Source organism: Pseudomonas sp. Irchel 3A18 (assembly GCF_900187465.1).
GTDB lineage: Bacteria > Pseudomonadota > Gammaproteobacteria > Pseudomonadales > Pseudomonadaceae > Aquipseudomonas > Aquipseudomonas cichorii.
Genome location: NZ_FYDI01000006.1, coordinates 232,501 through 245,697 on the forward strand (window position 1 = coordinate 232,501; position 13,197 = coordinate 245,697).

13 protein-coding genes are annotated in these 13,197 nt (G+C 56.7%); 5 read left to right on the forward strand and 8 right to left on the reverse strand.

Translation table 11 applies throughout. From position 1 onward, the window contains the following. Positions 1–42 precede the first annotated feature (42 nt). Entirely contained in the window at positions 43–1,296 is a 1,254-nt protein-coding gene (gene glyA, locus CKW23_RS14310; RefSeq protein ID WP_095067767.1) for a serine hydroxymethyltransferase, read from the forward strand. 54 nt (positions 1,297–1,350) lie between these two features. Here glyA and CKW23_RS14315 read toward each other — a convergent pair whose 3' ends face one another. From CKW23_RS14315 to CKW23_RS14335, 5 genes are all read right to left on the reverse strand, one after another. Then, the gene (locus CKW23_RS14315; RefSeq protein ID WP_025261894.1) at positions 1,351–2,517 is read right to left on the reverse strand and encodes an MFS transporter; all 1,167 of its coding nucleotides are present in this window, start codon (positions 2,515–2,517) and stop codon (positions 1,351–1,353) included. A gap of 3 nt (positions 2,518–2,520) precedes the next feature. Beyond that, positions 2,521–3,525 carry an aminotransferase class I/II-fold pyridoxal phosphate-dependent enzyme gene (locus tag CKW23_RS14320; RefSeq protein ID WP_074568857.1) on the reverse strand — a complete coding sequence of 335 codons (1,005 nt, stop codon included), beginning with the start codon at positions 3,523–3,525 and terminating at the stop codon, positions 2,521–2,523. 660 nt (positions 3,526–4,185) lie between these two features. After that, positions 4,186–5,178: a GTPase gene (gene yjiA, locus CKW23_RS14325; RefSeq protein WP_025261896.1), complete on the reverse strand. Its 993-nt coding sequence runs from the start codon at positions 5,176–5,178 to the stop codon at positions 4,186–4,188. 104 nt (positions 5,179–5,282) lie between these two features. Beyond that, positions 5,283–5,480: a YbdD/YjiX family protein gene (locus CKW23_RS14330; RefSeq protein ID WP_025261897.1), complete on the reverse strand. Its 198-nt coding sequence runs from the start codon at positions 5,478–5,480 to the stop codon at positions 5,283–5,285. 27 nt (positions 5,481–5,507) lie between these two features. Then, on the reverse strand, positions 5,508–7,583 hold the full coding sequence (locus CKW23_RS14335) for a carbon starvation CstA family protein (RefSeq protein ID WP_025261898.1): 2,076 nt from the start codon (positions 7,581–7,583) through the stop codon (positions 5,508–5,510). A 277-nt stretch (positions 7,584–7,860) separates the two neighbouring features. Between CKW23_RS14335 and CKW23_RS14340 the strand changes: the two genes are divergently transcribed. Continuing rightward, positions 7,861–8,229 (forward strand): PilZ domain-containing protein, encoded by a 369-nt coding sequence (locus CKW23_RS14340; protein WP_025261899.1) that lies wholly within the window; start codon positions 7,861–7,863, stop codon positions 8,227–8,229. Between the two features lie 36 nt (positions 8,230–8,265). Here CKW23_RS14340 and radA read toward each other — a convergent pair whose 3' ends face one another. After that, positions 8,266–9,633 (reverse strand): DNA repair protein RadA, encoded by a 1,368-nt coding sequence (radA, locus tag CKW23_RS14345; protein ID WP_025261900.1) that lies wholly within the window; start codon positions 9,631–9,633, stop codon positions 8,266–8,268. A 185-nt stretch (positions 9,634–9,818) separates the two neighbouring features. On the opposite strand from radA, the gene mscL reads away from it, so the two are divergent. Further along, positions 9,819–10,265, forward strand: a complete 447-nt coding sequence (mscL, locus tag CKW23_RS14350; RefSeq protein ID WP_025261901.1) for a large-conductance mechanosensitive channel protein MscL — start codon at positions 9,819–9,821, stop codon at positions 10,263–10,265. 79 nt (positions 10,266–10,344) lie between these two features. Here mscL and CKW23_RS14355 read toward each other — a convergent pair whose 3' ends face one another. Beyond that, a complete protein-coding gene (locus tag CKW23_RS14355; RefSeq protein WP_095067768.1) occupies positions 10,345–11,121 on the reverse strand; it encodes a ferredoxin--NADP reductase in 777 nt (258 codons plus the stop codon). A gap of 340 nt (positions 11,122–11,461) precedes the next feature. Between CKW23_RS14355 and CKW23_RS14360 the strand changes: the two genes are divergently transcribed. Next, the gene (locus CKW23_RS14360) at positions 11,462–11,695 is read left to right on the forward strand and encodes a helix-turn-helix transcriptional regulator (RefSeq protein WP_025261903.1); all 234 of its coding nucleotides are present in this window, start codon (positions 11,462–11,464) and stop codon (positions 11,693–11,695) included. Between the two features lie 130 nt (positions 11,696–11,825). Next, entirely contained in the window at positions 11,826–12,950 is a 1,125-nt protein-coding gene (locus CKW23_RS14365; RefSeq protein ID WP_025261904.1) for a methyltransferase, read from the forward strand. Positions 12,951–13,029: 79 nt separating this feature from the next. On the opposite strand, the gene CKW23_RS14370 is transcribed toward CKW23_RS14365, so the two are convergent. Further along, entirely contained in the window at positions 13,030–13,197 is a 168-nt protein-coding gene (locus CKW23_RS14370) for a DUF2474 domain-containing protein (RefSeq protein WP_038400044.1), read from the reverse strand.

The following is a 13,197-nucleotide window of genomic DNA, read 5'->3' on the forward strand; positions in this document are numbered from 1 at the left end:
TAGAATGCTCCCCTTTTCCGCTCCAACCCCTCGAGGACTGCCATGTTCAGCCGTGATTTGACTCTCGCGAAGTACGACTCCGATCTTTTTGCCGCCATGGAGCAAGAAGCCCTGCGCCAGGAAGAGCACATCGAACTGATTGCCTCGGAAAACTACACCAGCCCGGCTGTCATGGAGGCTCAGGGCTCGGTCCTGACCAACAAGTACGCCGAAGGCTATCCGGGCAAGCGCTACTACGGTGGCTGCGAGTACGTCGACGTCGTTGAACAACTGGCCATCGACCGCGCCAAGGAACTGTTCGGCGCTGATTACGCCAACGTACAGCCACACGCCGGTTCCCAGGCAAACTCCGCTGTTTACCTGGCTCTGCTGCAAGGCGGCGACACCATTCTGGGCATGAGCCTGGCTCATGGCGGTCACCTGACCCACGGCGCCAGCGTCAGCTCCTCGGGCAAACTGTACAACGCTGTTCAATACGGCATCGACGCCAATGGCATGATCGACTACGACGAAGTCGAGCGTCTGGCCGTCGAGCACAAGCCAAAAATGATCGTGGCCGGTTTCTCTGCCTACTCGCAGGTTCTGGACTTCGCCCGTTTCCGCGAAATCGCTGACAAGGTCGGTGCTTACCTGTTCGTCGACATGGCCCACGTAGCCGGTCTGGTTGCCGCGGGTGTCTACCCGAACCCGGTTCCATTCGCTGACGTGGTCACCACCACGACCCACAAGACCCTGCGCGGTCCACGTGGCGGCCTGATCCTGGCTCGCGCCAATGCCGACATCGAGAAGAAGCTGAACTCGGCAGTATTCCCTGGCGCACAGGGCGGCCCGCTGGAGCACGTCATCGCGGCCAAGGCTGTCTGCTTCAAGGAAGCACTGCAACCGGAGTTCAAGGCCTACCAGCAACAAGTGGTCAAGAACGCCAAGGCCATGGCTGGCGTGTTCATCGAGCGCGGTTTCGACGTGGTTTCCGGCGGTACTGAAAACCACCTGTTCCTGCTGTCCCTGATCAAACAGGACATCTCCGGTAAAGACGCAGACGCTGCCCTGGGCCGCGCCTTCATCACCGTGAACAAGAACTCCGTCCCGAACGACCCACGCTCCCCGTTCGTCACCTCCGGCCTGCGCTTCGGCACCCCGGCAGTGACAACTCGCGGCTTCAAGGAAGCAGAGTGCAAGGAACTGGCTGGCTGGATCTGCGACATCCTGGCTGACCTGAACAACGAAGCGGTGATCGACGCCGTTCGCGAGAAGGTCAAAGCCATCTGCGCCAAGCTGCCGGTTTACGGCGCTTGATAGCGTAGTTGCTGACTGTATGAAAGAGCCCGGCTTTTGAGCCGGGCTTTTTATTTATGAGGAGACCTTCACGCGACCCTGCGTGTAAATACCCCATGCCAGAATTGCAAGCACGATACAGACAAGCGTGAATGGCCCTGGCTGGCCCGAGGGTAAAACACTGGCTATCAACCCACAGCAGGCAGCCATCGCCTGATGGATAAAACCGGTCAATGCCATGGCATAGGGACCGCTGACGGATGCGCTCTGATTGGCAAGGGATTGGCACAGCGGATAAACGATGCCCTGACCGACAAGCAGCAAACAGTAAGGTAGCCATAAAGAAGAAGCAGCCGCCGGAAACAAGAACTGCCCCGCCCCCATAAGCAAAGCCCCCGATGCCAGAAGCTTCAACCCAAACATCAGGCTCTGATCCTCGCTGCGCTTTGAAAGCAGCCAACTGACCGACAAAGCGCCAAGCATATAGGCACCGCTGACTGGCCACCCAATCCAGCCATACTCCATGGAAGTCCAGTTGAAGTGAAGCTGAAAGAGCGCTGGGGCACTGGCTCCAAAAAGAATAATCACGCCATAGCCCAAGCCACCCGCCAATACTGGCCGCATGAATTGAACATCTCGAATGAGGGTGCCGTATATTTTTCGACCTGGGCTTGAGGCCCGACGATCAGGCATTCCACTCGGGGCGTATCGCATAACAGGAAAAATCAATAAAAAGCCCAAAGCTGCACTTGTGAAAAAAACGGCCCGCCAGCCCCAGGCTGTATGTATCAACGCACCTGCAACTTGCGCCAAACCCAGCGATATCACAAAGCAGATCGACAGCCAGCTCAGAGCCTTTGCCAAATGCTGCGCACTGAAATTATCGCGTAACAACACACGAGCCATGACCGAAATACCTCCGGCAGCCGCTCCTTGAACAGTGCGACAGATAATGAACATGGCAGTGTCGGCCGATAGCGCAACCCCCAGGCTGCTGATAGAAAACAGCAAAAGCGCCCAGATCATCGTTGCCCTGCCCCCCAGCAAGGCCGCCACTCTGCCCCACAGCAACATCGGCAACCCCATCCCCGCCAGAAATGCCGAAAGTGTCAGCGCCGAAAAACCGGGGCTGGCATGAAAACTTTCGGCAATTGAGGGCAAGGACGGAAGATAGAGCGTTATACCTGACTGTGCCGTCAACACGGCCATACATGAGATAACGATATGGCTGTCGATTTTCATGGTTTAAGGTAGTTGATACTGGGCTGTGTGGGAGGCGAGTTCTGTTGTGCCAAGAAAACGTTTCACCCGTGCGCAAAACTCATCAATAAGGCCAGCGGACATATCTGCTCTGAACGTGATTCTTATCGCAGGCTTATTTTGTGCTACTACTGGAAAAAACACAGCAGAAGTAAAAAATCCATTATTGGAGAGTTCGGCAGCAATATGATTTGCAACATTGGCACCAGGGCAACGTATCAGCCTGATCGGCGAATAGCTTCCTATTTGATCTGTAACAATCAGTGAATCAAAGCGTTGGATATTGCGCTGCAGCTTTTTTTGCAACTCATCAATCTCACCTGTGCGATGCAAGGCTATCGAAGCTCTTCCTGCACCGATAGCGGCAGCATTAAGACTCTGAGACCAGTTGCTGGGGCCGCCGTACCGGTAGATCAGTTTTTTCTGCTGCTCACTACCCAGCATGGCCATTCCACCTCCAGCGCCAAAAGCCTTTCCGAGAGACGCCACGACAATAGTGCTGTCATCCTGGCAGGGTAGCCATGATCTCACATGGCCCATTCCATTTGCTCCCAAAGCCGTGATGGCATGAGAGTCGTCGAGATACAGAAACATCCCATATTTCTCTTTCAGATAGATGAGGCTTTCCATATCCGCAACACCTCCCATGCTGTAGACACCATCAGCAACATAAGCAATCTTTTTGTGAGATTTACATAATGTCTCGAGTTGATCCATGTCGTTGTGATTCAGTGTCATGACATCCGTTTCGTCTGCGCATGCTGCCTTTATATGGTTCATTGAGTAATGCGCATGCTTGTCGAAAATCATGGTGGGAGCCATCCCATTCGTAAAAACTCCAGAGGCTAACAAAGGCAATATTCCAGCGCTGGCGGCACTGCACGACAGGGTGACATGACAATACGCACTAAAGCCATAGAGTTTTTGGTGATGGGTAGCACCAAAAGAAACGAAAGCCTGAAATCGTACTTTCGGTGATTGAACGGTCATTTTTGCAACGCTGCTTATTAATGTATGTAGGAGACTTCTGAGCAAAAGCAGTGTCGCAGTGTTTTTCCTGTAAGAAAGCTCTTTATTGAATTCGCAGGGGATCAGCTACGCACCAAACGAATTGGCCTCCACTACCTGGCTTTTTAAGCCTAATCCTTATCCTTTCAAAAAAACCTACAGGAGATATAACTCTCAGCCATTTCTCATAACCTTCACAGAAACGCCCTGCATAAACACCAAGGTCATATGCGCAAGGATGCATGCCTCGCATTCTTGAGGCTGACCATGACTCCCGTTTCTATCACAGGCCAACAGTGCCCCTGCAACGTCAACATGGAGTCGACTTTAAACACCCGAGAAACCACTCAACTTATGGCACTACCTAGCGCATGAAAAAACACCTCCTGACACTCATACGGCTCTTAACCGCTTGGGTATCGAAACCCGGCTTGAGGCGGAAGAGAAATTCAATTCCTGTTGGAATGAGTGATATCTACTCTCACAAAACGAAACGCAATATCATGATTTAAATAAAATTCCCGCAGGAGCAATCAGAGGGTGCTCCGCTTATTCGCGAGAAGTCCGTACATCCGAAGAAAATGTATCCCCTTCAATGACTTCTCGCGGATAAATCCGCTCCTACGAAATCAGGTCGCTGGCTCACACATTAGTGTTACCCCCCACCATCTCGCCAAACGCCGCCCGAATCTTCTCTTCCGGCAATTCATCGGCAATGAACACGATCACGCTTTCGCGTTTTTCGTCTTCTGCCCATTCGGTATCCCAGTCAAAGCCATAGAGCTTCAGCACGCCCTGGAACACCATGCGCCGTGGCTCGCCTGCGATATTGAGTACGCCTTTGTAGCGCAGCAGTTGTTTGCCGTGGTCTTCGAGCAGTTCGTTCATGAACTCGCTGAGCTTGTCGATATCCAGCGGTTTTTCACTGCGCAGCACCAGGCTTGAGATGCGGTCGGCGGATGCGCCAGCCGGGGCAAGCGGGCGCAGGGTGACGCCGCCACCGAGGTCGGCGTTGAGGTTGAAGCCTCTGACATCCAGCAATTCGGCCAAATCGATCTTGCCGTGCTCAACGATACGAATCGGCGCGCGCCGGTTGATACGGGTCAGGCGGGACGAGAGAGCCTGGAAGGCTTCTTCGTCCACCAGATCGCGCTTGCTCACCAGCAAACGGTCGGCAAAGCCGATTTGTGCCTGGGCGATGGTCTGGGCCAGGTGGGTGTCGGCATGGGCAGCATCCACCAGCGTGATGATGCCGTCGAGGATGTAGCGCTCGCGCAGCTCTTCATCGATGAAGAAGGTTTGCGCAACGGGAGCCGGATCGGCAAGGCCGGTGCATTCGATCACCAGTCGGTCAAAGGCGATTTCACCGCTGTCCAGTCGCTCCAGCAGCAGGTACAGGGCTTTGGTCAGGTCGGTGTGGATGGTGCAGCAGACGCAGCCGTTGGACAGCGTCATGATTTGCACGGGGTCTGTGCCAAGCAACTGGCTATCAATGCCGGCATCACTGAATTCGTTTTCGATGACCGCGATTTTCAGGCCGTGTTCGGCCTTGAGCAAATGACGCAGCAGAGTGGTCTTGCCTGCTCCCAGAAAGCCGGTCAATACGGTGACGGGGATGGGTTGCGCAACAGTCATGTGTACTCCAGCAGTTCAATATGTACAGATGCTCTATAAAAACGACAACTCCACAGGTGTTGGCCTGTGGCGCGTCGATTCAAACGATAACGCAGATCAGAGGATCAGCAACACTTGGGACCACCCTTGCCGCCGTAACGAGCTTCCTGGCGTTCGCGAAAGAACTCCTCGTAGCTCATCAACGGCTTGTCCGGGTGCTTGGTCTGCATGTGCTCGACATAGGTGTCGTAGTCCGGCATGCCCACCATCAGGCGTGCGGCCTGACCGAGGTATTTCCCGAGGCGACTCAGGTCATTGAACATGGGCTGATCCTCTCTTCATGACCGTTATCACACCTGCGATCCCGGAGGCATGGCCTGGTAGGGCATTTCCTTGTCGCTGCGCTCTTTCTTGATCCACGCCGCACGGCCGACTTTCAGCGCGTAGAACAGGATGCTGGACACGACGAACAGGAACAGGATGGTCAGACCGGCGTTGGTGTAAGCGTTGAAGATCACGTGCTGCATCTGGTCCATGTTCTTGGCCGGAGCCAGGATCTGGCCAGCATCCGCTGCGGTGCTGTACTTCTTGGCCAGGGCCAGGAAACCAACGGCAGGGTTGGAGTCGAACAGCTTGATCAGGCTCGCGGTCACGGTGCAGATCAGCAGCCAGGACGCAGGCAGCAAGGTCACCCAGACGTAGCGCTGACGCTTCATCTTGATCAGCACCACACTGGCAAGCATCAGGGCGATACCGGCGAGCATCTGGTTGGAGATACCGAACAGCGGCCACAAGGTATTGATGCCACCCAGTGGGTCGATCACGCCTTGATACAGCAGGTATCCCCAAAGCGCGACGCAACCACCGGTACCGATGGCGTTTGCAACCCAGGACTCGGTGCGCTTAAGAGCAGGTACGAAGCTGCCCAGCAGGTCTTGAAGCATGAAGCGACCGGCACGGGTACCGGCGTCGACAGCGGTCAGGATGAACAGGGCTTCAAACAGAATCGCGAAGTGGTACCAGAACGCCATGGTGTTTTCACCCGGCAGGACCTGGTGCAGGATCTGCGCGATACCGACTGCCAGGGTTGGAGCACCACCGGCACGGGCCAGGATGGTGTGCTCGCCGATGTCATTGGCCACGGCAGTCAGTTGCTCGGGCGTAATGGTAAAGCCCCAGTTGCTGACGGTTTGCGCCACAGTCACCACATCACTGCCCACAATCGCAGGCGGGCTGTTCATGGCGAAGTACACACCCGGCTCGATCACCGAAGCGGCGACCATGGCCATGATGGCGACGAAGGACTCCATGAGCATGCCACCGTAACCGATGTAGCGGGCGTTCTTTTCGTTATCCAGCAGTTTGGGCGTGGTACCCGAGGAAATCAGTGCATGGAAGCCCGACACCGCACCACACGCAATGGTGATGAACAGGAACGGGAACAGCGCGCCTTTCCAGACCGGACCCGTACCGTCGGTGAACTGGGTCAGGGCCGGCATTTTCAGTTCGGGAGCCAGAATCAGAATGCCGATGGCCAGCGCAACGATGGTGCCGATTTTCAGGAAGGTAGAGAGATAGTCACGCGGTGCGAGCAGCAGCCATACCGGCAGCATTGCCGCAACGAAGCCATAGCCCACCAGCATCCAGGTGATCTGCACACCAGTGAAGGTAAACATCGGGCCCCAGACCGGATCCGCAGCCACCGCGCCGCCTACCCAGATGGAAAGCAGCAGCAGAACCACACCGATGATGGAGATTTCACCGATGCGACCCGGGCGGATGTAGCGCATGTAAACGCCCATGAACATCGCGATCGGGATGGTCGCCATGACGGTGAACATACCCCACGGGCTTTCAGCCAGGGCCTTGACCACGATCAGCGCCAGCACCGCAAGGATGATGATCATGATCAGGAAGCAGCCGAACAAGGCAATGGTGCCGGGGATACGACCCATTTCTTCGCGGACAATGTCGCCCAGGGAGCGACCGTTACGGCGCGTGGACAGGAACAGGATCATGAAATCCTGTACCGCGCCCGCCAGAACCACACCGGCGATCAGCCAGAGCGTACCGGGCAGATAACCCATCTGCGCGGCCAGTACCGGGCCGACCAGCGGGCCTGCACCTGCGATGGCTGCGAAGTGGTGACCGAACAGAATGTGCTTGTTGGTCGGCACATAGTCCAGACCATCGTTGTTGACCACCGCCGGGGTTGCCCGCAGCGGGTCAAGCTGCATGACATGGTTGGCGATGAAAAGACTGTAGTAACGATAAGCAACCAGATAAATAGCTACAGCAGCGACCACGATCCACAAGGCATTGATTGCCTCGCCACGACGCAGTGCTACCACCCCCAGGGCACAAGCCCCAATAATTGCGAGAAGCAGCCAAGGCACGTGGCGCATTAGGCTATTGTTATTTTTCATTTTCTTATTCCAGCAGAGTTGACTAGAAGGCAAGCACTCCGAGTTTAGCCCTGTCGGAGCGAAAGGCCACCCCCAACGATGGTCTAGAGCGCTTTAATAGCCTGTCAAAACGTAAATAACGCCTCCCCTTCCTGCAAACGAATCTACAGAAGCAATAAAAGTTATCCACAGAACTGTTCGGCAACTCCGTTCAGGTCTATCGTGCCTAAACAAGGGTGCCATTATCCATGGCATGTCCGCTGACCCAGCGTCAGTCGATACCACGAGAGCTCACCTGATGACCGACTCCCCCTCAGATCGCCGTCGTTTCAAGCGCATCGCTTTCGATGCCAGGACCGACCTCAGCCAGGGCAACCACAACTGGAAAGTGCAGTTGCTCGATCTCTCTCTGAAAGGACTGCTCATCGAACGGCCGGAACCCTGGACGGGTAATCCGGACGAGCACTTTCTGGTGGACATTCATCTCAGCGACGATGCCTACGTGAAGATGGATGTGAAGCTGACACATGACGACAACCAGCATCTCGGGTTTGTCTGCCTGCACATCGGGCTGGAATCGATCAGTCATTTGAAGCGGCTGGTGGAGCTGAACCTGGGAGATCCGGCTGAGCTGGACAGGGAACTGGCGGCGCTGATCGAGATTTGAGCCTTCGCGCATGCATTCGCGAAGAGGCACGCAACTCTATTCAAACAACGCATCCAGCGCCTGCTCCAGACGGGTAACCGCAATGATCTGCAAACCGGCCGGCGCTTCCTTGGGGGCATTGCCCTTGGGCACGATGGCTCGCTTGAAGCCATGCTTGGCAGCCTCTTTCAGACGTTCCTGACCGCTGGGCACCGGTCTGACCTCGCCGGAAAGCCCCACTTCCCCGAACACCAGCAGATCATGAGGCAATGGCCGGTTGCGCAGGCTCGACATGACCGCCGCCATCAACGCCAGGTCAGACGCGGTTTCCAGCACTTTCACACCACCCACCACATTGAGGAACACGTCCTGATCGTGGGTCGGGATTCCGCCATGGCGATGCAAGACCGCCAGCAGCATCGCCAGACGATTCTGATCCAGCCCCAGCGTCACCCGACGCGGATTGGACATGTGGCTGTCATCCACCAGCGCCTGAACTTCCACCAGCATCGGGCGCGTACCTTCCCAGGTCGCCATGACCACGCTGCCGGGCACTTCTTCCTGAGCACGGGTCAGAAAAATCGCTGACGGGTTGGAAACCTCCTTGAGCCCCTTGTCCGTCATGCCGAACACGCCCAGTTCGTTGACGGCGCCGAAACGGTTTTTCACCGCCCGCAGCAGACGCAGCCGTCCATCCGACTCGCCCTCGAAATAGAGAACGGTATCGACCATATGCTCCAGGACCCGAGGCCCGGCCAGTGCACCTTCCTTGGTCACATGGCCGACCAGGAAAATCGCCGTGCCGCTCTGCTTGGCGTAACGCACCAGCAAGGCGGCGCTTTCCCGCACTTGCGCCACGCCGCCGGGAGCGGATTGCAGTTGTTCGGTGAAGATCGTCTGGATGGAGTCGATCACCATGACCTTGGGGTGCTCGACACGCGCCGTGGCGATGATGGTCTCGATGCAGGTTTCGGTCATCACCCGCAATTTATCCTGAGGCAGGCCAAGGCGACGGGCGCGCATGGCCACCTGTTGCTGGGATTCTTCGCCCGTCACATACAGGGCTGGCATGCGCTCGGCGATATTGCACAGGGTTTGCAGCAGAATCGTGGATTTACCGATCCCCGGATCACCACCGATCAAGACGACAGAGCCATCCACAAGGCCGCCGCCCAGGACCCGATCCAGTTCGTTGGAGTTGGTTGAGAAGCGCGGAATCTCTTCGACACTGACTTCGGCCAGGGTCTTGATCTGGGCCTGCGAGCCCGTCCAGCCGGTGCGTCCGCTGGGAGGGGCGGCTGCGCCGCTTTCCAGCATGGTTTCAACCAGCGTGTTCCAGGCGCCACAATCACTGCACTGGCCAGCCCATTTGGGAAAAGTCGCACCGCACTCCGTGCAGCCGTACAAGCGTTTGGCCTTGGCCATGACAACCCCAGTCGTAAAAAGCAGCATGATAACGCAGCAAATGCCGCGCCGCCGGAACTCGGTTTTTGCCGATCCGGATAAAACTTACCGCACCCACCCTGGTCGATTGCACATGTACACAGCAGGATACACATTGCTCCATTACACTGAATCCGGTCATCTCCCTCTGTAACAAGGAATCACCCATGAGCGTACTAAGCGAATTCAAGGCCTTCGCCGTCAAAGGTAACGTGGTCGATATGGCCGTGGGTATCATCATTGGTGCAGCATTCGGCAAGATCGTTTCATCATTCGTCGGTGACGTGATCATGCCTCCGCTGGGCCTGTTGATCGGCGGTGTGGACTTCAGTGACCTGGCCATTACCCTGCGAGCGGCCGAAGGCACAACGCCTGCCGTGCTGCTGGCCTACGGCAAGTTCATCCAGACCGTACTCGACTTCGTCATCGTGGCGTTCGCCATCTTCATGGGCGTCAAGGCCATCAACCGCCTCAAGCGCGAAGAAGCCAAGGCCCCGACCCTGCCACCGACACCGTCCAAGGAAGAAGTCCTGCTGGGCGAGATTCGTGATTTGCTCAAAGAGCAGAACAAGCCAGCGGCACCGATTACGGTGGACCCTGGTCGTCCGGTTTGAAGCAAGACTGTGGCAGGCAGCTTGCTGGCGACAGCTTCAGAAGTCGCCAGCAAGTCCTCCCACAGATTCGCGAAAACGCCTACCAGTAATTCTCCACCACAACCTGCCCTGGCCGACGGGTCAGGTTGAGTTGCATGTTGCGCTGTTTGAGCACGGCCCGCGTATCGTCGATCATTTGCGGATTGCCGCAGATCATCACCCGCGAATGCTCGGGCGTCAGCTCGACACCTGCGGCACGCTCCAGCGCGCCATTTTCGATCAGGCTTGTGATACGCCCATGCAAGGCGCCGGGATGCTGTTCGCGGGTTACGGTGGGCAGGAACAGGAACTTGTCGGCATACTCGGCCAGATAATCGCGCTGCATCAACTCGGCAATCAACTGCTGATAAGCCAGCTCCCTGGCCTCACGGGCGCTGTAGACCAGGATGATCCGCTCGAATTTATCCCATATCTCAAAGTCCTGAAGGATCGAGAGAAAAGGCGCGACGCCCGTGCCTGTGGATAACAGCCACAAGTCTCGCCCGTCGACAAAACGGTCCGGCGTCAGATAACCGGTCGCCAGCTTCTCCACCAGCAAGGTGTCGCCTTCGCGCAGACGGCTCAGTTCACCGGTGAACTCCCCGCCCGGCACCACGATGGAGAAGAACTCCAGAAACTCGTCATGGGGCGCAGAAACCATCGAGTAGGGGCGCCATACCGTACTGCCATCGGCTCTGGTCACGCCAAGGCGAGCGAACTGCCCGGCACGAAAACGAAAACCGGGGTCGCGCGTGGTGCGCAGAGTAAACAGATTGTCGGTCAATGGCGTCACACGCTGCAGTGTCTGGCGGGTGAACTTGTCTTCGCTGGCGGTCATGGGAGGCTTCTGGCTCCAGAGCTGGAAAAGGTTTCCAGTGTCCTCCAAAGCGCGCTCGATAAACACCGGCTGTTTGTAGTGATTTGAGCGACATCAAGCAGCGGCAATTTAGAGTATTTGGTTCTTGAGGCCATCTTTCGTTAGTTGAAAGCCTGTATGCCCTGAAAAGCCACAACCCAGCATGCGCCAGTGTTTCAGCCCAAAAACATCTTTTTGAATACACAAAAGCCATAACACCACTCGTCTAGATAGGCTCACACGCAAACTGAACACGGTGGTTCTTTTCTAGACTACTTAGACAATACAGAAACAACTCGCCATCAAAGGCATGGAGGCGATCATGGGATCCATGGAATTCAACTCACCATCCCCATCTCACGCAAAAAACCTTACCCATCGAGAAATCGAGATCCTCAAATGGTCCGCGGAAGGCAAGACAGCGGGCGACATCGCAATCATTCTGAGCCTGAAAGAGCGCACCATTCATTTTCATATCGCCAGCGCGATACAGAAAATGGGGGTTTGCAACAAAACGGCTGCGGCCGTACAGGCAGCCTTGAGCGGAATGTTCTGAGGGCAACAGCAACCGGCTACCAACATGGAGGGTGCCAAACAGCAAAAAGCACGTAAACTTGCCGATCTCAGCGAGCCCATCAGATGCCGGGCTCGCATGACATACGTCGATTCCCAGAGTTTTCCTGCCCATGCCCGTGCTGACCAGTCCTTTCGCTCAACTTGATCTCATTCGCCAACCCGAACAACAAGATGAGCCGTTGCAGGCATTTGATGCGGCGGATGAATACCTGCTGAACCATGTGGCAGAAACCGGCCTGACCCTGCAGAGCAAGGTACTGGTACTCAACGACAGCTTTGGCGCATTGGCCGCAAGCCTCGCACAGCATGCAACGGTGGTCAGCAGCACCGACTCGTATCTGGCGGCACAAGGCCTGGAAAAGAACCTTGCCCGCAACGGCATGCCCTATGACGCCGTCCCCGTGATCCCGGCCAGCGAGCCGTTGAACGGCCCTTTCGACTGGGTACTGATCCGGGTTCCCAAGACCATGGCGCTGCTGGAAGAACAGCTCATTCGCCTGCAAGGCCAGTTGGCGCCGGGCGCCCAAGTGATCGCGGCAGCTATGGTCAAGCACCTGCCACGCTCGGCCGGTGACCTGCTGGAAGAATATGTAGGGCCGGTACAGGCATCGCTGGCCGTGAAAAAGGCACGCCTGCTGTTCTGCACACCAGAATCAAGGCCGGTCCTGAGCTCGCCCTACCCGACCCGTTACAAACTCGATCAACCCGCCATCGAACTGGTCAACCACGCCAACGTATTCTGTCGCGACGGCCTGGATATTGGCACCCGGGCCTTCCTGCCTTATCTACCCGGGAACCTCGGCTCGGCCAGGGTCGCCGATCTGGGCTGCGGCAATGGTGTGCTGGCCATTGCCAGTGCTCTGGACAACCCGGAGGCTCATTACACGCTGGTGGATGAGTCTTTCATGGCCGTGCAATCGGCCACCGAGAACTGGCAGGCAACGCTGGGAGCGCGCGAGGTAGTGATTCGTGCCGGCGATGGCCTGGCCGGCCAGGAGCCGGATTCTCTGGATGTGGTGCTCTGCAACCCGCCCTTCCACCAGCAGCAGGTGGTCGGTGATTTCCTGGCCTGGCGCATGTTCCTTCAGGCGCGGGCTTCACTGGTGGTCGGTGGCGCGCTGTATATCGTCGGCAATCGCCATCTGGGCTATCACAGCAAACTGGCACGACTGTTTCGCGGCGTGGAACAGGTCGCCGCAACGCCCAAGTTCGTGATTCTCAAAGCCCGTAAATAAACCTCAAAAAAAACCCTCCGCAAGGAGGGTCATGAAGCCGTGTCCACAAAACACGGGATGGGAATCAAACGCTGGGTGATCAGTGGGTGGTCAAGCCCGCTGCATTCATGAACATGCGCATCAGGCTGGCCACGATGAACAGCGCAAAGACGCTGCCTGCCCAGATGCCGACCAGCCAGGCCAGCCGCTGCCAGAGCGGCTTGCTCAGCGCCGGGTCCTTGTCGTGCATGGAGTTCTTGCCAGACAT

Coding starts and splice junctions, on each gene's coding strand:
- glyA (WP_095067767.1), top strand. CDS start 43: ATGTTCAGCCGTGATTTGACTCTCGCGAAGTACGACTCCGATCTTTTT.
- CKW23_RS14315 (WP_025261894.1), bottom strand. CDS start 2,517: ATGAAAATCGACAGCCATATCGTTATCTCATGTATGGCCGTGTTGACG.
- CKW23_RS14320 (WP_074568857.1), bottom strand. CDS start 3,525: ATGACCGTTCAATCACCGAAAGTACGATTTCAGGCTTTCGTTTCTTTT.
- yjiA (WP_025261896.1), bottom strand. CDS start 5,178: ATGACTGTTGCGCAACCCATCCCCGTCACCGTATTGACCGGCTTTCTG.
- CKW23_RS14330 (WP_025261897.1), bottom strand. CDS start 5,480: ATGTTCAATGACCTGAGTCGCCTCGGGAAATACCTCGGTCAGGCCGCA.
- CKW23_RS14335 (WP_025261898.1), bottom strand. CDS start 7,583: ATGAAAAATAACAATAGCCTAATGCGCCACGTGCCTTGGCTGCTTCTC.
- CKW23_RS14340 (WP_025261899.1), top strand. CDS start 7,861: ATGACCGACTCCCCCTCAGATCGCCGTCGTTTCAAGCGCATCGCTTTC.
- radA (WP_025261900.1), bottom strand. CDS start 9,633: ATGGCCAAGGCCAAACGCTTGTACGGCTGCACGGAGTGCGGTGCGACT.
- mscL (WP_025261901.1), top strand. CDS start 9,819: ATGAGCGTACTAAGCGAATTCAAGGCCTTCGCCGTCAAAGGTAACGTG.
- CKW23_RS14355 (WP_095067768.1), bottom strand. CDS start 11,121: ATGACCGCCAGCGAAGACAAGTTCACCCGCCAGACACTGCAGCGTGTG.
- CKW23_RS14360 (WP_025261903.1), top strand. CDS start 11,462: ATGGGATCCATGGAATTCAACTCACCATCCCCATCTCACGCAAAAAAC.
- CKW23_RS14365 (WP_025261904.1), top strand. CDS start 11,826: ATGCCCGTGCTGACCAGTCCTTTCGCTCAACTTGATCTCATTCGCCAA.
- CKW23_RS14370 (WP_038400044.1), bottom strand. CDS start 13,197: ATGTCTGGCAAGAACTCCATGCACGACAAGGACCCGGCGCTGAGCAAG.